At 67.6% G+C, this 17,954-nt stretch carries 16 protein-coding genes; 4 read left to right on the top strand and 12 right to left on the bottom strand.

Features of this window, described 5'->3' with window-relative positions; all coding sequences use genetic code 11:
- The first annotated feature begins 52 nt into the window (after positions 1–52).
- Positions 53–2,998 carry a PAS domain-containing protein gene (locus tag ACJASC_RS03945; protein ID WP_415143722.1) on the top strand — a complete coding sequence of 982 codons (2,946 nt, stop codon included), beginning with the start codon at positions 53–55 and terminating at the stop codon, positions 2,996–2,998.
- A 54-nt stretch (positions 2,999–3,052) separates the two neighbouring features.
- Here the strand turns inward: ACJASC_RS03945 and ACJASC_RS03940 are convergent, their stop codons facing one another.
- The 3 genes from ACJASC_RS03940 to ACJASC_RS03930 all read right to left on the bottom strand — a co-directional run bounded on the left by ACJASC_RS03940 (position 3,053) and on the right by ACJASC_RS03930 (position 6,092).
- Entirely contained in the window at positions 3,053–4,594 is a 1,542-nt protein-coding gene (locus ACJASC_RS03940) for a tripartite tricarboxylate transporter permease (RefSeq protein WP_415143720.1), read from the bottom strand.
- A gap of 10 nt (positions 4,595–4,604) precedes the next feature.
- The gene (locus ACJASC_RS03935; RefSeq protein ID WP_021695107.1) at positions 4,605–5,036 is read right to left on the bottom strand and encodes a tripartite tricarboxylate transporter TctB family protein; all 432 of its coding nucleotides are present in this window, start codon (positions 5,034–5,036) and stop codon (positions 4,605–4,607) included.
- Positions 5,037–5,102: 66 nt separating this feature from the next.
- Complete coding sequence (locus ACJASC_RS03930) at positions 5,103–6,092, bottom strand: Bug family tripartite tricarboxylate transporter substrate binding protein (protein ID WP_415143718.1); 990 nt, start codon at positions 6,090–6,092, stop codon at positions 5,103–5,105.
- 153 nt (positions 6,093–6,245) lie between these two features.
- Here ACJASC_RS03930 and ACJASC_RS03925 point away from each other — a divergent pair, with 153 nt between their 5' ends.
- From ACJASC_RS03925 to ACJASC_RS03915, 3 genes are read left to right on the top strand one after another with little or no spacing between them, the layout of a single operon-like run.
- Complete coding sequence (locus ACJASC_RS03925) at positions 6,246–6,917, top strand: response regulator (protein ID WP_021695105.1); 672 nt, start codon at positions 6,246–6,248, stop codon at positions 6,915–6,917.
- Complete coding sequence (locus tag ACJASC_RS03920) at positions 6,910–8,268, top strand: sensor histidine kinase (RefSeq protein WP_415143715.1); 1,359 nt, start codon at positions 6,910–6,912, stop codon at positions 8,266–8,268. The genes ACJASC_RS03925 and ACJASC_RS03920 overlap by 8 nt, the downstream gene beginning before the upstream one ends.
- On the top strand, positions 8,265–9,332 hold the full coding sequence (locus tag ACJASC_RS03915) for an ABC transporter substrate-binding protein (protein ID WP_415143713.1): 1,068 nt from the start codon (positions 8,265–8,267) through the stop codon (positions 9,330–9,332). Before ACJASC_RS03920 ends, ACJASC_RS03915 begins: the two co-directional genes overlap by 4 nt.
- 3 nt (positions 9,333–9,335) lie before the next feature.
- Here the strand turns inward: ACJASC_RS03915 and ACJASC_RS03910 are convergent, their stop codons facing one another.
- The 9 genes from ACJASC_RS03910 to ACJASC_RS03870 all read right to left on the bottom strand — a co-directional run bounded on the left by ACJASC_RS03910 (position 9,336) and on the right by ACJASC_RS03870 (position 17,949).
- Complete coding sequence (locus ACJASC_RS03910) at positions 9,336–9,671, bottom strand: c-type cytochrome (RefSeq protein ID WP_415143711.1); 336 nt, start codon at positions 9,669–9,671, stop codon at positions 9,336–9,338.
- A gap of 58 nt (positions 9,672–9,729) precedes the next feature.
- Positions 9,730–11,163, bottom strand: a complete 1,434-nt coding sequence (locus ACJASC_RS03905) for a PQQ-dependent sugar dehydrogenase (RefSeq protein ID WP_415143709.1) — start codon at positions 11,161–11,163, stop codon at positions 9,730–9,732.
- 67 nt (positions 11,164–11,230) lie between these two features.
- On the bottom strand, positions 11,231–12,223 hold the full coding sequence (locus tag ACJASC_RS03900; RefSeq protein WP_021695164.1) for a YeiH family protein: 993 nt from the start codon (positions 12,221–12,223) through the stop codon (positions 11,231–11,233).
- A 151-nt stretch (positions 12,224–12,374) separates the two neighbouring features.
- A complete protein-coding gene (locus tag ACJASC_RS03895) occupies positions 12,375–13,433 on the bottom strand; it encodes a TRAP transporter substrate-binding protein (RefSeq protein ID WP_415143909.1) in 1,059 nt (352 codons plus the stop codon).
- 32 nt (positions 13,434–13,465) lie between these two features.
- Positions 13,466–14,755, bottom strand: a complete 1,290-nt coding sequence (locus ACJASC_RS03890; RefSeq protein WP_415143707.1) for a TRAP transporter large permease — start codon at positions 14,753–14,755, stop codon at positions 13,466–13,468.
- Positions 14,755–15,345, bottom strand: a complete 591-nt coding sequence (locus ACJASC_RS03885; RefSeq protein ID WP_045320293.1) for a TRAP transporter small permease — start codon at positions 15,343–15,345, stop codon at positions 14,755–14,757. Before ACJASC_RS03885 ends, ACJASC_RS03890 begins: the two co-directional genes overlap by 1 nt.
- A gap of 53 nt (positions 15,346–15,398) precedes the next feature.
- Positions 15,399–15,908, bottom strand: a complete 510-nt coding sequence (locus ACJASC_RS03880) for a flavin reductase family protein (RefSeq protein ID WP_415143704.1) — start codon at positions 15,906–15,908, stop codon at positions 15,399–15,401.
- Positions 15,905–16,795, bottom strand: a complete 891-nt coding sequence (locus ACJASC_RS03875) for an aldo/keto reductase (protein WP_415143702.1) — start codon at positions 16,793–16,795, stop codon at positions 15,905–15,907. The genes ACJASC_RS03880 and ACJASC_RS03875 overlap by 4 nt, the downstream gene beginning before the upstream one ends.
- Complete coding sequence (locus tag ACJASC_RS03870) at positions 16,795–17,949, bottom strand: LLM class flavin-dependent oxidoreductase (RefSeq protein ID WP_415143700.1); 1,155 nt, start codon at positions 17,947–17,949, stop codon at positions 16,795–16,797. The genes ACJASC_RS03875 and ACJASC_RS03870 overlap by 1 nt, the downstream gene beginning before the upstream one ends.
- Positions 17,950–17,954: the final 5 nt, after the last annotated feature.

Below are 17,954 nucleotides of genomic sequence, written 5' to 3'. Positions count from 1 at the left end.
GCCGCCCCTCTCGGATATATCTGGCAGGCTTGCACCTCCGGAGGACAGCCGCATGGGCGTCGACATCAGCGCGGTCTTCGAATCGGCCTCCACGGCCTACATGCTGCTCGACCGGGAGTTGCGCTATATCTGGGCGAACCGCGCCTATTGCACGGTGACGGGGCGGTCGCCGGAAGATCTGATCGGGCGGCTCTACAGCGATGTCTTTCCTGCCGAGGGCGAGGCCGACGCCATGCTGCGCGGCTCCTTCGACCGCGTATTCGCTTCGGCGGAATTGGACCATCTGCCGCTGATCCCCTACCCGATCGCGAATGCGGAGGGCCGGGTCGAGAACCGCTACTGGAGCGCCACCCAGATCCCGATCCTCGACGCGTCCGGCGAGGTCGAGTTCCTGCTGCAGAACACGCATGACGTGACCGACCTTTACAATAAGGCCCACGCCGCCAAGGAGGACGGCTTCGCCGCCGATGCCGGGACACGTGGGACCGATCTGCTGCTGCGGGCCGAAATCGTCGCGCAGGAGAATTTCGAACTTGGTCTCGCGACGCGCTTCTTCGAGACGGTGTTCGATCAGGCCCCGAGCATCATCGCGATTCATTCCGAACCCGAACACGTCTACCGACTCGCCAACCGCGAGTACCGGCGGATCGTCGGCATGCATCGTGACCTGATCGGCCAACCCGCCGCGATGGCGATGCCGGAGATGCGCGAACAGGGCTTCATCGACCTTCTCGATCGGGTGTACCGAAGCGGCGAGGCGATCACCCGTCACGGGGTGCGGGCCTTCGTCGAGAGGGAGAACGCCCCCCCGAGCGAGGTCTTCGTCGATTTCGTCTACCAACCGCTGTCGAACCCCGCCGGCGAAACCGTCGGCATCCTGGTCCAGGGCCACGACGTGACCGCCCAGAAGCGCGCCGAGCGCGAATTGCGCGAGACCGAGGAGCGGTTTCGCCTGATGGCGCAGAACATGCCGTCGCATGTCTGGACCGCCCTGCCCGACGGGCGGCTCGACTGGGCCAGCGACCGGGTCTACGAGTTCACCGGGCGCGGTCCGGACGAAATCCTGGGCGATCGCTGGGCCGAGGTGATCCATCCCGACGACGTCGATCGCGTGGCCTCGATCTGGCAGGCCTCGCTCGCGTCCGGTGCGCCCTATGAGACCGAATTCCGGCTGCATGCCGCCGATGATCGGTATCGCTGGTTTCTGGTGCGGGCGGTACCGGTGCGTGATGCCGAAGACCGGATCACGCGCTGGATCGGCACCAACACCGACATCGAGGATCGCAAGATCACCGAAGCCGCGCTGGCCGATCTGAATGCCACGCTCGAACAGAGGGTGGCGCAGCGCAACCAGACGCTCGAACAGGTCAACGCTACTTTGCGGCAGAGCCAGAAGATGGAGGCCATCGGCAACCTCGCGGGCGGCATCGCGCATGACTTCAACAACCTGCTCCAGGCGATCACCGGCAGCCTGCAGCTGGCCCAGCGCGAGCTGTCGCAGGGGCGGCTGACGCCGACCCGTCTCGATCAGGCGATGGGGGCGGTTGAACGCGGCGCGACGCTCTCGGCGCAGCTGCTGGCCTTCGGACGGCGCCAGCCGCTCGAGCCGCGCGCCGTCGATCTGGGGCGGATGCTACGCGAGATCGGCCCGATCCTGCATTCGGCGGTGGGAGAAGGCGTGCGGATCGAGACCGTCACCGCGCGCGGGTTGTGGAACACGTTGGTCGACATCACCAATCTCGAAAACGCGCTGATCAATCTCGTAGTCAATGCCCGCGACGCGATGGAGGGCCGGGGCCGCCTGCGCATCGAACTCGACAATTGTGAGATCGACACCGAGACGGCGCGTGCGCTCACCGATGTGGTGCCGGGAGAATACGTGCGCCTCGCGATCACCGATGAGGGCAGCGGCATGGGCCCCGAGGTGATCGAAAAGATCTTCGAGCCGTTCTTCACCACCAAGCCCGAGGGCCGCGGCACCGGCCTTGGCATGGCGATGGTCTATGGCTTTGTGAAACAGTCGGGCGGCCATGTCGCCATTGAGAGCGCGCCGGGTGTCGGAACGACGGTGCGGCTCTATCTGCCGCGGTCGCTGCGCACCGAAAAGCCGGTGCCGCCCCGCGCCTCCGGGCCGGTGACGGGCGGAACCGAGACGGTGCTTCTGGTCGAGGACGACACGGATGTGCGCCGTGTCGGCGCCGAGATGCTGCGCGATCTGGGCTACGAGGTGATCGAGGCCGAGGACGCCGATGCCGGGCTTGAGATGATCGAGAGTGATCGGAGATTCGATCTGCTGCTCACCGACGTGGTGATGCCCGGGCGGATCAGCAGCCGCGCGATGGCCTCGCGCGCGCAGGACCTGCGACCGGGGCTGCCGGTGCTCTTCGCCTCGGGGTATTCGCGTGACGCCATCGTGCATGATGGCCGCCTCGACGAAGGCATCCAGCTTCTGCCCAAGCCCTACCGCCGAGAAACCCTCGCACGGCGGCTGCGCGAGTTGCTCGATCCCCTGTCCCTCGCCAAGGCTGGACCCGATGCGGCCGAGCCGGCTAGAACGGGGCTCGTGACCGATCCCGCCCCCAGCCCCATGGCCCCCGCCTCCGATCCTCCCTCCCCCGAGCTGGACAAGACCGCCGGGCTCCGGATCGTCGTGTGCGAGGACGACACCTTCATCCGGCTCGACTTGGTCGAGATGCTGCTGGCCGCCGGGGCCGAGGTGCGCGAGGCCGCGACCGGCGCGCAGGCGCTGGCGCTGATCGAGGAGGCCCCCGCCGACCGCCTGGTCATCGATGTGGGCTTGCCCGATCGCTCGGGCCTCGACGTGGCGCGCGACGCGGTGGCGCTGCGGCCGGATCTGCAGGTGATCTTCGCCACCGGGCGCGAACGCGTGCCCGGCTCGGAGGCGATCCCCGGGGCGCGGGTGCTGACCAAGCCTTTCGGTCAGGAGGCCCTGCTGCAGGCGGTGTTCCGAAACGGTGGCGGCACGACCTTGAGCTGAACGAGACGCGGGGACGGCTTTCGCCGCCCCCGCTCAAGGCAAATGGTGCGAGCCTCAGTCGGTGATCGAGGCCTCACGCTCGGCTGCGCCGCGCATCCGTGCCTTGACCACACCGCCCACGAAGATCGGCAGCACGAAGCCGATGATCGCCACGGCCCAGAGCGCCAGAGTCAGCCACGAGCCGAACAGCACCGAGTAGTCGCCATCGGCGATGGTCACGGCGCGGCGCATGTTCACCTCCATGGCGTTGCCCAGAAGCGTGCCGAGGATCACCGGCACCAAGGGTACGTCGAGCTTCCTGAGCAGCCAGCCCGCGACGCCGAAGGCCACCATCACCATCAGGTCGAAGCTGGAGCCGGAGATGCCGTAGATGCCGACGAAGGAGACCATCGCGACGACCGGCATCAGGATGCGCGGCGGCACCATCAGCACCCGCACGAACAGCCCCACCATCGGGATGTTCATCGCCAAAAGCATGAAGTTGCCGATGAACAGCGCCGCGATCAGGCCCCAGACCACGTCGGGGTTCTGGGTGAACAGGAGCGGGCCGGGCGTGATGTTGAGCGACAAGAGCACCGCCAGCAGCACCGCCGTGGTGCCCGATCCCGGAACGCCCAGCGCCAGCATCGGCACCAGCGCGCCACCGGCGGCTGCGTTGTTGCCCGCCTCGGGGGCGGCGACACCGCGCGGATCGCCGGTGCCGAAGGTGTTGTTCTTGTCGACCAGCTTCTTTTCCATCGAGTAGCTGATGAAGGAGCCGAGCGACGCGCCCGCCCCCGGCAGCACGCCCGCGACAAAGCCCAGCACGGTCGTGCGCAGCATCGTCGGCGTGCAGTATTTCAGCATGGCGAAGGAGGGGGTGATGCGGCCGATGTCCAGCTTGGGGGCGGTGGAGGCGTCCTTGTCGGTGCCGCGATGCTCGAGGAAGATGAACACCTCGGAGAGCGCGAACAGCCCGACGATGGCGACGAGGAAGTCGATGCCGTCATAAAGATGCACCTCGCCGAAGGTGAAGCGCGGCACGCCGGTCTGGGTGTCGACCCCGACCATGGCAAGGCCGAGGCCGAGGGCCGCGGCGAAGGCCGATTTCGCCTGATTGGTCGAGGAGACGCCGCCCAGCGTCATGAAGGCCAGCGCGAAGAGCGCGAAGTATTCCGCCGGGCCGAACAGCAGCGCCACCTTGACGAGCTGCGGCGCCAGCAGCACCAGACCCCACGTGGCGAAGAAGGCGCCCACGAAAGATGCGACGCCCGACAGCGCCAGCGCCTCGCCCGCCCGGCCCTGCCGGGCCATCGGATATCCGTCGAGACAGGTCATCATCGCCGGCTCGTCGCCGGGAATGTTCAAAAGGATCGATGAGATCCGCCCGCCATACATCGCGCCGTAATAGACGCTCGTGAGCAGGATCAGCGAGGGCGTGGCCCCCAGTCCCAGCGTGAAGGCGAGCGGGATCAGGATCGCGACGCCGTTCGACGGGCCAAGGCCCGGCAGCGCGCCCATGATGGTGCCCAGAAAACAGCCCATCAGCGCCAGCGCGATGTTCTGCCAGGTGAGAGCGACGGCAAAGCCGTCGGCAAGGGATGCGAGTGTGTCCATGGCGCGCTCCTCAGATGCCCAAGGGCCCGCGGGCAAGGCTGAGCCCGAGGACGAGGTGGAAGATGACATAGATGCCCAGCGAGGTGGACACGCCGATGATCGCGCTTTGCAGCAGGGTCGAGCCGAGCCGCCATGTGAGATAGGCCGCGGCAAAGGCGGTCGCGATGACGAAGCCGATCTCCGGCAGCAGCTGCGCGTAGGCGATCATGACGAGCGCGGCGAGGCCGATTTCAGCCAGACGCCCCGCGCGGGGCCATTCGGGCTCGGGATCGGGCTTGAACAGGAACCACAGCGAGCTCAGCGCCATGACGGCGGCGATCCCGTAGGGAAAGGCGCGCGGGCCGACGGCGTCGGACATGAAGCTGTCGGGGATGATCGTGGCGCGCCACACATAGAGCAGCGCGAGCATCAGACCGATGCCACCGAAGATGCGATCGCTCATGCGATCCTCCCTGAAATTGAAGGTGGGGCGCGCCTTGGCACGCCCCACCCGACCGCGTGGGGCCGTTTACTGGATGATGCCGATTTCTTTCGACAGATCGGTGATCTCGTTCACCGAGTCCTGCACGAAGCTCTGGAACTCCTCGCCCTGCAGGTCGAGCGGCGCGAGACCGTTGGACTCCATCACCGCCTGCCACTCGTCGGAGGCATAGAGTTGGTCGATCGCCGAAACCCAGTAGTCATAGGCCTCGTCCGACATCTCGCCCGGCCCGTAAAAGCCGCGCCAGTTGGCGCCGACCGCGTCGATGCCCTGCTCCTTGGCGGTCGGGATCTCCGAGAACTCGCCCTCGAGCCGCTCGGGCGCCAGCACCGCAAGCACGCGGATGTCGCCCGACTCGATGAAGCCGGTGGATTCGGACAGATCGCCGGTAAAGGCCTGCAGCGAACCGCCCAAGAGCTGCGTGACCGCCTCGCCGCCGCCGTCGAAGGCGATGTACTTGACCGCGCGGACCTCTTCGATGCCCGCTTCCTGCGCCGCAATCAGCACCTTGAGGTGATCCCAGCCACCCACGGCCGAACCGCCGCCGATCGACACCGAGGTCGGGTCGTTCTTGATCATCTCCATCAGGCCCGGCAGGTCCTGCACCTCGCTGTCGGCGGCCACGGCGATGACGCCGTAATCCGCACCCAGCGCCCCGATCCAGCGCACCTGGTCCATGGTGTTGCCCGGATAGGCGTTCTGGGCCAGCCGGGTCGCGGTCGCCGATGAGGCTGCGACGATCAGGTCGCCCTCGTCCGTGCGCTTGTTGACGACCTCGGCGAAGGCCACGCCGCCGCCGCCGCCGGCGAGGTTCACCACTTGCATGGTCGAGGGGATCAGGTCGAGATCCTGTAGCGTCTTTCCGGCCTGACGGCAGGTGAAGTCCCAGCCGCCGCCCGGGTTCGCGGGGGCGATGCATTCGGGGTTCTCGGGCGTGAAGCCCTGCGCCATGAGCGCGGCGGGTGCGGTGCCCAGAAGCGCGGCCGCGATCAGGCCGCGGCGGAACGTGATGGTCATGTCTGTCCTCCCAAAGGTCAGGGCCGTCCGGAACTCCCCCGGGGCGGCCTCGTCCGCCCTTGTGACCGGCAAAGCTGTCATCAAGCTGTCATCCGCGCCGATCGGGCTTCTTTCCGCGCCACCCTGCCCCTATGGTGGGCCGCCGGAGGATGGATGCGGATACTGATCGTCGAAGACACCACGGATGTCGCCGAAGCCGCGAGCGCGAGCCTCGGCCGTGCGGGCTTTGCCTGCGACATCGCGCCCACGCTGGCCGACGCGCGCGCCTGCGCCGATGTCACCGGCTATGCGGCCATCGTGCTCGACCTCAACCTGCCCGACGGCTCGGGCCGAGATTTTCTGCGCGACCGCCGCCGCGCGGGAGACCGGACCCCGGTGCTGGTGCTCACCGCGCAGTTCTCGGTCGAGGATCGGGTCGGCGCGCTCGACGAGGGGGCCGATGATTATCTTGTCAAACCCTTCGACCTGCGCGAGCTGGAGGCGCGGCTGCGCGCGCTCACCCGCCGCGAGGCGGGCCGCGCCGAGAACCGGGTGGTGCTGGCCGGTCTCGATTTCGACGCGAGCGCGCAGAGCCTGCGGGTCGGCGGCGCCGCCGTCACCGCGACGCGCCGCGAGCTGGCGCTCCTGAACCTGCTCATCGCCAACCGGGGCCGGATCATGTCCAAGGACCGGCTGTTCGACGGGCTGTTCGGCTTCGAGAACGCCGATGTCGGCACCAACACCATCGAGCTTTACGTGGCGCGGCTGCGCAAGAAGCTCATGGGATCGGGCGTCGCGATCGAAACCCATCGGGGCCTTGGCTACCGGCTCGATCTCGATGGCTGAGACGCGCACTTGGTCGCTGAAGTCGCGCGTGGCGCTGGCGGTGGGGGCGGTGCTGCTTCTGGGCGGCGTCGTGGTGCTGTCGGTGGCGCTCGCCTATGGCGGGCGGGCGGCGCGGGAGGCTTATGACCGGCTCCTTTTGGGCGCGGCCAGCGACATAGCCGCCTCGATCACAATCCGCGACGGTGCGGCGGTGGTCGACATGCCGGCCTCGGCCTTTCAGATGCTGGCGCTGGCCCCCGAGGACCGCATCCGCTACCGCGTCACCGGGCCGGACGGAGCGACGCTCACCGGCTCGGATGCGGCCCCTGCCCCGCCGCGCCGCGAAGCCTCGGGACCGGTGTTCTACGACGGCGATCTCGGGGGCGAGCCGGGCCGCTACGTGGCGCTTGTCCGTCGCTTTGCCGAACGCAGCTTCTCGGGGCCGGTGCGGATCACGGTGGGCCAGACGCTGCGCGCGCGCCGGGCGCTGGCGCGCGACATCGCGGGGGGGGCCTTGGCGGTGCTCGCCGCCGCCGGGCTCGTCATCGGCCTGTTCGCATGGCTCGCGACGCTCTCGGCGCTCAGGCCGCTGCAGCGGCTGGGCCGAGCGCTGGCGCGCCGCGATCCGACCGATCTCACGCCGATCACCCTGCCAATGCCCTCCGAGATCGCGCCCATGCTCGGCGCGCTCAACGGCTTCATGGGGCGGCTCGACCGGCAGGCGGCGGCAAGCCGCAACCTGATCGGCGACGCGGCGCACCAGCTGCGCACCCCAGTGGCTGCGATCCGCGCGCAGGCGCAGGACGCGCAGGAAGAGACCGACCCCGAGCGCCGCGCCCGGCTGCTCGCGCGGATCCACGATCGCAGCGTCGGGCTGTCACGGCTTCTGGACCGGATGCTCGACCGGGCGATGACGATCCACCGCACCGACACCGCGCCGCGCAGCGCGATCGACCTGCGCGACGTGGCTCTCGAGATCTACGAGGCGCTCGAGGATGCGCCGGGCGGGGCCGCCATCCGGCTCGACCTGCCGCCCGCCCCGGTGGTGGTGCGCGGCGACGCGCTGTCGCTGGTCGAGGCGGGCAAGAACCTCGCCGCCAACGCGCTGTCGCATGGCCGCGCGCCGATCCGCGTCGGCGTCGCGCGCGAAAACGGCATGGCCCGGCTCTTTGCCCATGACGCGGGACCGGGGCCCGCGCCCGCGATCCTCGCGGGGATGGGCGCGCGCTTCGCCGCCCATGCGCCGGGGGGGGCGGGGCTCGGCCTCGCCATCGCGCGAGAGGTCGCACAGAGCCATGGCGGCGCGCTCGTCCTCGGGCCGCGCGAGGGGGGGTTCGAAGCGGCCCTGCGCCTGCCACGGGCGGGCGCATGATCCGCGCGGCGCTCATGGCGCTCCTGCTGCTTGCCGCCCCCGCCCGCGCGCAGGAACTGACGCGCGATTTCGGGTCCGGCACCGCGACCGAAACGCTGCGGCTGCGCTCGACCACCGACATCGCGGTGCTGGGACCGGTGGTCGAGACGTTCCTCGAAACCCGCCCGAACATCGCGATCCGCTACGAGCAATGGGGCTCCAACGCGCTCTACCGGTTGCAGGGCGACGATTGTGCCCGGGGGCGGGCGGGCGCGGATCTGGTGATCTCCTCGGCGGTGCACCAGATGGTCGATCTGGTGAACGAGGGCTGCGCCAGACCGCACCGCTCGGCCTTCACCGCCGCCCTGCCCGATGCGCTGATCTGGCGCGACGAGCTGTGGGGCGTCACCCGCGAGCCTGCCGTCATGGTCTACAACCGCGACCTGGTGCCACCCGCGCAGGTCCCGCATTCGCGCTTCGACCTTCTGGACCTGCTGCGCCCGACCGAAAGCCCGTTTCGTGGCCGCGTCGCCACCTATGACATCGAGAGGTCGGGCCTCGGGTTTCTCTTCGCCTTCGCGGACTCGACCGAGGCCACGACCTTCGGCGGGCTGATGGAAAGCTTCGGGCGCTCGGGCTCGGTGGCCACCTGCTGTTCGGCCGAGATCATCGACGGGGTGGCCGAGGGGCGATACCGCGTGGCCTACAACGTGCTGGGCTCCTACGCGTTGGCGCGGGCGCGGCGCGACCCGCGCCTCGGCGTCGTCGCACCGCAGGACTACACCCTCGTGCTGTCGCGCGCCGCGATGATCCCGCGCGAGGCCGGGCAATCGCGCGGCGCGGCGCAGTTCGTGGATTTCCTGCTCTCGGCCGAAGGCCGCCGCGCGCTCGAAGCGGCCCTCCTGATCGTACGGATGGAGAGCGAGGACGGCACGGCATTGGAGCTTGGCGAGGCGACCGAGACGCTGCAACGCCCCATCGCGCTCACGCCCGCGCTTCTGATCGCGCTTGATGCACACAAGCGCGCGCTGTTCCAGGCCCGTTGGCGCGATGCCTTCCCCGAGACGGGCGGCACCGCGCCTTGAGGTTCACTTCAGCGCGTCCGGCACCGTCGCGGTGATTTCGATCGCTGCGAAATAGGCCGCGATATCCTCGATCTCGGCCTCGTCAACGCTCTGCGCGATCAGCGTCATCTGCTCGTGCGCGCGTTCCCCGGACCGATAGGCCAGGAACTGCTCGACGAGATAGCTCTCGGGCTGCCCCGCGAGATTGGGCGCGTCGGGCGCCATGGCGATGCCGTCGCGGCCATGGCAGGCGGCGCAGGCACCCGCCGCCTGCTTGCCGAGTTGCGGGTCGCCCGCATGCGCCATGGGCGCCGCGAGCAGAGACGCGGCGAGGATCGCCGCGCATTGGATCGGTCTCATTCGGATCTCCGGGATGAAGGACCCCCACAGCCGCGGCGCGCCCGCGGGGGATCGGGTCTCAGTTCGAGGTTTCGGTCTCCTCGCTCTCGGTCTCCATGTGCTCCATGCCCATCTCGTCCGGTGAGCCCTCCATGCCCATGTCTTCCATGTTCTCTTCCATGGTCTCCATGTCCATGTTTTCCATGCCGGCCTCTTCGGGTTCCATGCCGCTGTCCTCGGGCTGCCCGCCCTCGGATCCGCTATAGGAAATCCGGTAGATCGCGCCCGCGAAGTCGTCGGACACGAGCAGCGAGCCGTCCTTCATGATGGCGACGTCGACGGGCCGCCCCAAGTATTCACCGTTCTCGGTCAGCCAGCCCTCGGCAAAGACCTCGGGCTCGCCCGCGCTGCCATCCTCGCCCACGGGGGTGAACATCACCCGCGCGCCCACGGGGGTGGTGCGGTTCCACGAGCCGTGTTGCGCCGAGAAGATGCCGCCATGGTACTTGGCCGGGAAGGCGTCGGCACCGTAGAACGCCATGCCCAGATCGGCGGCATGGGCGGTGTACTCGGCCTCGGGGTTCACCACGTCCGCGGGGATCTCCGCGTCCATGTATTCATTGGTGCGTGTCGTGCCGCCGCCATACCATGGAAAGCCGAAATTCTGGCCGGACGCGGTGATCCGGTTCATTTCGCCCGGCGGGATGTCATCACCCATGCCGTCGACCTGGTTGTCGGTGAACCACAACTCGTCATTGGCGGGGTTGAAGTCCATGCCGACCGAATTTCGGATCCCGCGTGCATAAACCTCGCGGCCCGAGCCGTCGGTGTTGAGCCGGATGATGCCGCCCATGCCGACCTCGTTGTAGAGATCCATCTTCTCGGCAGGCGGCACGTTGTGGGGCTGGCCCATCGAGATGTAGAGCATGCCGTCGGGGCCGATGTCGCAGACGCGCGCGCCGTGGTTGAAGCTCTCCTCCTCGACCGGGATCAGCTCGCCCTGCGGCACCACCTCGGCCACCGCCACGTCCGGCGATTCATAGAAGAACTCGGCCGCCGGGAACATCAGCACGCGGTTGTGCTCCGCCAGCACGAGAAAGCCGTCAGGCGTCATGCAGGGGCCGTTCGGCACGGCGAGGTCGAGCGCGGGCGCGAATTCCTTGACCTCGTCCGCAACGCGGTCGCCGTCGCGATCGGTCACCGCCCAGAACTTGTCCTTGCGGGTGCCGACGAAGACCACCGGCACCGAGTTGCCCAGCGCCATGTGGCGCGCGTCGGGCACCACCGCGAAGAGGTCGATCTCGAAGCCCTCGGGCATCTCGATGTCCTCGAGTATCCCGCGCAGGCGATCGGCGGTCTCTCCCTTCTGGTCGATCTGAGGTATGTCGAGCGAGGTGCCGGTGGTCCGGAACTCCCGCATCTTGGCCAAGCTGTCATCGCTCTGGGCCAGAGCCGTCATCGGCAGGGCCGTCGCCATCAAAAGCGCGGCCATCATTCTGGAAATACGCATCATGTCCTCCCTCACTTTACGCAAGGGAAACCTTAACGTCGCCTAAAAACTGGTCAACAAGTATTACCGCCTAGCCGATCAGCGCCATGCCGAGACCGAGGAACAGCGCGAGGAATGCGGTTTGCGCGGTAAGGAGCGCGATGGCGCGACCGCCGACATCGAGCAGCTTCTTCAAAGAGGTCTTCATGCCGACGGCGGCGATGGCGGTCAGCAGCGCCCAGCGCGACACAGCACTCAGCGCCTCGATGCTCCAGCCGGGCAGAAGCTGCATCGAGTTGAGCGCGGCCAGCGTCAGAAAGCCCAGCACGAAGCCCGGCACCAGCGGCGGTCGGGCCGCCCCGACGGGCGCGCGGCGACGCATCACGAGGGCGGCCACCAGCACGATCGGGGCCAGCATGGTCACACGGATCAGCTTGACCAGCGTCGCGATGTCGCCCGTCTCCTCGGAGACCGAGTAGCCCGCCCCCACCACCTGCGCCACGTCGTGGATCGTGCCGCCCAGGAATACGCCGGTCTGGCGCGCGTCATATCCGAGTTTTGCCGCGAGGATCGGATAGGCGATCATCGCCAGCGTCGAGAGCATCGTCACCGAGACCACGGTGAAGATGAGATCGCGCTCGCCCTCCTCGCGTCGGGGCAGGACGCTGGCGATCGCCATGGCCGCCGACGCGCCGCAGATCGCCACCGCGCCACCCGACAGGAAGGCGAAGAGCCGGTCGCGCCCGGTGGCCCAGGCAAAGGCAAGCGATGCGCCGATGGTGGCGAAGACGCCGCCGACGATGAGCGCGAAGAGCCCCAGCCCCAACTCCTGCACCATGCCGACGCTGATCCGCACGCCCAACAGCGCCACACCGATGCGCAAGAGCGTGCGCGAGGCGAAGCCGATGCCGGGGGCCGAACGCGGCTCTTCCGACAGGAACTGCAACGCGATGCCCAAGAGGATCGCCATCAGCATCGCGGGCGCGCCGTAATGCTCGGACAGGAACTGCGCCGCCATCGCCACCAGCACCGCGAGGGCAAGACCCGGAAACAGGGTCCGGGTCTGCTCGGCAAGACGGGTCATGGCGGCTCCTGACGACAAAGGGAGGTGCCCGGGCGGCGGCCCGGTTGGGGAAGGCATCGGATTGTTCGGAAGGACGCCCGCCCCCGGAGCGATCCGGGGCGCGGGCGCGATGGCCGGGGGAGGCCCCCCCGGCCGTGGTCTCAGCGCCGCGTCACTCCATGTCGGCGGCGCGGGCGGTCTCGAGATCGGTCTCGGCCTCGGCCACGGCGGAGGTCAGCGCGTCGTAGATCTCCTGTCCGCCTTCGACATTGGCGGTGAACCACTCATAGACCGGCTGGGCGGCCTCGGCGAAGGCGGCCTTCTCGTCAGGGGTCGGCACGTAGAGATCGCCGCCGCCGGCCACGAAATCCTCATAGGCCTGGATCGACTTGCGCTTGGGCGAGGCGAAGGTCGCCTGCTGCAGCTGGTAGAAGCCATCGACCACGACGCGTTTCATGTCGTCGGGCAGCTCTTGGAACCGCTGGTTGGACATCCACCACAGCGCGCCCATGTAGGCGTGGCCGTCGAGCGTGACGTATTGCAGGCCCGCATCGGGGAACTTCATCGACATGATGTCGGTGATGCCGTTCTTGGTGCCCTCGACCACGCCGGTCTGCAGTGAGGTGAAGAGTTCCGGCCACGGGATCGGCGTCGGCGAGGCGCCCAGCGCGCGCACCAGCTCCTGCGGCAGGTCGGCGACCACGGTGCGGATCTTCAGCCCTTCGATGTCCGAGGGCTGGGCAATGCGGCGCTGGGTGTTGGCGAAGTTGCGCCAGCCGCCGGTGTTGCCGATGGTCATCAGCCGGATCGCGTCGCCCGAATCCGACAGTGCCATGTCGCGCATGGTGCGGGTGAAGTCGCCCGACAGCACGGCCTCGGCCACGCGGTCATCGGCCATCACGTAAGGCAGATCGAGCACCTGCACGTAGGGAAACAGCCCCGAGGCACCGCCAGAGGTCGAGATGTAGACGTCGATCGAGCCGTCGGCCACGCCCTGCAGGCATTCCGCGCCGTTCGAGCACAGCTGCGTGCCCATGAAGATCTCGACCTCGATGGCGCCGTTCGACGCCGCCTCGACATAGTTCTTGAAGACCACGAGGCCGTCGTAATCCTCGTCGTTCTCGTTCGAATTGGCGGTGGCGCGCAGGGTAATGTCCTGGGCCATGACCGGCAGCGCGGTGCCGGCCATGAGTGCGGCCAGACCGGCAGCCTTGAAGGTGTTCGCGAGCATGGTGTCCTCCCTGTTGCTCATCTTCTTGTCGTTCAGTCGGCGAAACCCGTCAGGCGCGGGATCGTCATGGAAATCTCGGGCACGAATGTGATCAGCATGATCACGAATATCTCGACCGCGAGGAAGGGCAGGATCGCCTTCGAGATCGTCTCGACCTTTTCGCCCGAGACCGAGGCCGCGACAAAGAGCACGAGGCCCATCGGCGGTGTCGCCAGCCCCACGGTCAGGTTCACGCACATGATGATCGCGAAATGCACCGAGTCGACGCCCAGAGAAGTGAAGACCGGCCCGAGGATCGGCCCGAGGATGATGATCGCCGGGCCCGCGTCGAGGAACATCCCCACCGCGAACAGCAGCAGGTTGATTAGAAACAGCAGCAAGAGCGGGTTCTCGGTCAGGGTCAGGATGAAGTCGGCCAGAAGCTCCGGCGCGTGGGAGAGCGACACCACCGTCTTGAACGACATCGCGGCACCCACCAGCAACAGCACCACGGCGGAGGTGATGCCCGCCTTGGAAAGCACGTCGCCCAGTTCCGAGATCTTGAGCGTGCGCAGCACGAAGATCCCGATGATCAGCGCATAGGCCACGGCGACGGCGGCGGCCTCGGTCGGGGTGAAGACGCCGGTGAGGATGCCGCCGAGGATGATGACAGGGGTCATCAGCGGGAAGAACGCCTTGAGCGAGGCCTGCCCGCGCTCGGCCCATGTGTGGCGGCGCGAGGCGACGGGAAAGTTGTAGCGGTCGGCCATCAACTTCACCAGCACCATCAGCCCGAGCCCCACGAGGATGCCCGGCACAATGCCCGCGAGGAACAGCGCGGCCACGCTCTCGCCCATGACATAGGCATAGATGATCATGATGCCCGAAGGCGGGATGATCGGGCCGATGACCGACGACGCCGCGGTGATCGCGGCGGCGAAGCGGCGGGTGTAGCCCTGCTTTTCCATCGCCGGGATCAGCATCGAGCCCAGCGCCGAGGTGTCGGCCACGGCCGAGCCCGAGAGCCCCGCGAAGAGCATGGACGACAGGATGTTCACATGCGCGAGGCCGCCGCGGAAATGCCCCATCAGGGCTTGGCTGAACTCCACGAGGCGCAGCGTGATGCCGCCGCGGTTCATCAGCTCGCCCGCGAGCATGAAGAACGGGATCGCCATCAGCGGAAAGCTGTCCATGCCGTTGTAGAGGTTGCGGTAGAGCAGCGTGATGTCGCGCTCCTGCCCGTTGAGCCACAAGAGGATGCCCGGCGCGAACAGCAGCCCGAAGAAGACCGGCAGGCCGACCATCAAGAAGAACAGGAAGACCGGAAGGAACAGGACCAGCATTATTCGGCGCTCCCCAGAACGGGATTGCGGACCATGGGCAGCCGGTCGGCGGCGCCGATCAGGCCCATGAAGGCGCGGATCATCAGCTCGAGATTGACGAGGATCAGCATTGCGAAGCCCACCACCAGAGACAGCATCATCCAGCTGCGCGGAATGCGGTACCAGCTGTCGAGCCCCCACGAGGTCGGCAGATACAGTGACGCGGTGTCGAAGCGCCCGCCGAGCCCGTTCACCTCGGCCCAGCCGATGGTCAGCCCCATCACCAGCACCAGCATGGCGATGGAAAGCAGGATCAGCGACAGGAAGGCCGAGAGCCGCACCGGCAGTGCCATCAGCAGGCTGTCGATGGCGACGAAGCCGCCATGGCGCAGCGCGGTCGGTGCCATCAGCCCGGTCATCCACAGCATGCAAAAGCGCGCCGCCTCGTCGGGCCAGGGCAGCGCGTTGTTGAACACGTAGCGCATGACGACCTGCAGCAGCGTCACCGCCACCATCACGGCGATGGCCACGACGCCGATTGCGCGGCCCGCGGTGCAGAGCGCCGCATTGAGCCGCCCGAGCGGCCCCAGCACGGCCAGAACTCCTCCCATTCCTCTCCCCTTCCCTTTCGGGTGGCCGCTCCTCCCCAGGATGCGGCGATGTCTCAGTCCTGCGCGATCCGCACGGTCTTGCCTGCATAGAAGACGAGCGGCGTGCCGTCGCGCATCTCGCAACGATCGACCCGGCCCACGACGATCACGTGGTCGCCGCCGTCATGCGTGACCTCTCGCGTGCAGTCGAAGCGGGCCAGCGCGCCGGGGATCACCGGCACGCCTTCGGCGTTGAGCTCCAGATCGTGCTCGCCCAGCTTCCACGCGTCCTTGGACACGCCGAAGCACAGGTCCGCCTGCTCGGCGGCCAGCACGTGGATCACGTAATGCGTCGCATGGGCAAAATGCCCGAAGCGGCGCGACTTGCGGTCGGGCGACCACAGCACCAGCGGCGGATCGAGCGACAGGCTCGAAAAGCTGTTGGCGGTGATCGCAACGGGGCCGTCCTCGCCCGCCACCGTGACGATGGTGACGCCGGTGGCAAAGCGGCCGAAGGCATCACGCAGGAGCCGCGTGTTCTCCGCATCCGGCACGAAGCCGGTGATCTCGGCCGCCGCGCTCATGGCACTTCGGTGCCGAGCCCGGCCTCGTAGAGCGTGTACCAGTCCTGCCGGTCGAGAGAGACCTTCAACGCGTCGGAGATCTTCGCGATCCGCTCGACGTTGTTGGTGCCCAGCACCGGCAGGATGCCCGCCGGATGCGCCAGCAGAAAGGCCACCGCCACGGCGGCGCGGTCGACGCCCTGCGCGTCGGCGATAGCATCAAGCCGCTCGGCCACCGGTCCCTGCCCGGTCATCAGGTCACCGCCGCCCAGGGGCGACCACGCCATCAGCGGGATGCCCCGACGCTGGTGATAGGCGAGATCGCCATTGGTGAAGGGCGACAGTTCCTTGAGCGAGATCTCGATCTGGTTGGTGGAGAGCGGCGTCTCCATCGCGGATTCCAGAAGCTCCACGTCCCAGGGACGGAAGTTCGACACGCCCACCGACCGGACCTTGCCGGAGGCCACCAGCGCGTCGAGCGCGGCGCCGGTCTCGCGGTGATCCATCATCGGGTCGGGGCGGTGGATCAGCAGAAGGTCGAGATACTCGGTGCCCATGTCGCGCAGGCTCGTTTCGACCGCCTGTTCGATATAGGCGCGCGAGGTGTCGTAATGCTTGACCCTCTTGTCCGAGTGCCGGCCCATGGGCGCGACGATGCCGCATTTGCTGACGATCTCGATCCGCTCGCGCAGCGAGGGGTCTTCCTTGAGGGCCACCCCCAGCACCGCCTCGGCGCCGTAACCGCCATAGATGTCGGCCTGATCCATCGTGGTGATGCCCTGTTCGAGACAGGCATCGATCTTGGCGCGCACATGGGCGGGCGAGGTGTCGGTGTCGTCGGCGATGCGCCACATGCCATAGACCAGGCGGCTCAGCGCGACATCCTTGGAAATCTCGATCCGGTTCATCAGCGGCGTTCTCCTGCGCCCAGCGGCGTCTTCGGTGTCTGGCTCGGCACCCGGCCATAGGCCTCGGGCAGCGAGCAGGTCTTCATCATCGGCAGCACGCGGGCGCCGAAATGCTTGGCCTCGTCGATATGCGGATATCCCGAAAGGATGAAGGCCCGCATGCCCATCTTCCGGTATTCCTCGAGCTTCGAATAGACTTGGTCGGTTGATCCCACCAGCGCCGCACCGCAGCCCGAGCGCGCCCGGCCGACGCCGGTCCATAGGTTCGGCTCGATGAAACCCTCCATGTCCGCCAGTTCGCGGTTGCGTGCCTGATGCGACACACCGAGCGAGGTGGCGTCGAGCGCGCGCTCGCGGATCGTACGGCCCTGCTCGTCATCGAGCTCGGAGACGAGGTGCTGCGCGTATTCGCGCGCCTCGGCTTCGGTGTCGCGGACGATCACATGGACCCGCAGGCCGTAATCGAGCGTGCGGTCGTACTTCTCGGCCACGGAATGCACCGCCCGCATCCGCTCGGCGAGGTCTTCCTTCTTTTCGGGCCACATCAGGTAGACGTCGCAATGTTGGCCGCAGAGATCCAGCGCATCGGGCGAGTAGCCGCCGAAATAGAGGAGCGGGCCGCCCTCTTGATACGGCTTGGCCGGGTCGGTGGTCAGGCCCACGAAATCATAGACCTCGCCCTTGTAGTTGATCTCGTCGCAGGTCCAAGCCTGCTTGAGGATCTCGACCACCTCGCGCGAGCGCTGGTAACGGAACTTGCTCTCGGCCTTCTCGCCCGGAAAATCCGAGGAGATGACATTCAGCGTCAGGCGGCCTTCCAGCATGTGATCGAGCGTGGCGACGGTGCGCGCCAGCATGATCGGCTGCATCTCGCCGCAGCGGATCGCAGCCAGCAGGTTGATCTTCGAGGTGATCGGCGCGCAGCCCGCAACGAAGCTCAGCGTGTCCTGCCCGACCTGGTAGGAGGAGGGGCACAGGATGTTGCGAAAGCCTTGGGCTTCGGCGGTTTTCACGATGTCCGAGCAATGCGCCCAGGACGAACGCAGGTCGCCTTCGGGTTTGCCCAAGAGCCGGTAATCATCCGAGCAGAGCGCTGCGAACCATGACACCTCAACCGCATCGAGATCGGACGAGGTGATAGGGACGACGGTCATGCGGG

Origin of the sequence: Limimaricola cinnabarinus, assembly GCF_047631075.1 — a bacterium.
Classification (GTDB): domain Bacteria; phylum Pseudomonadota; class Alphaproteobacteria; order Rhodobacterales; family Rhodobacteraceae; genus Limimaricola; species Limimaricola cinnabarinus.
This window is presented reverse-complemented; position numbering and strand designations above follow the sequence as displayed.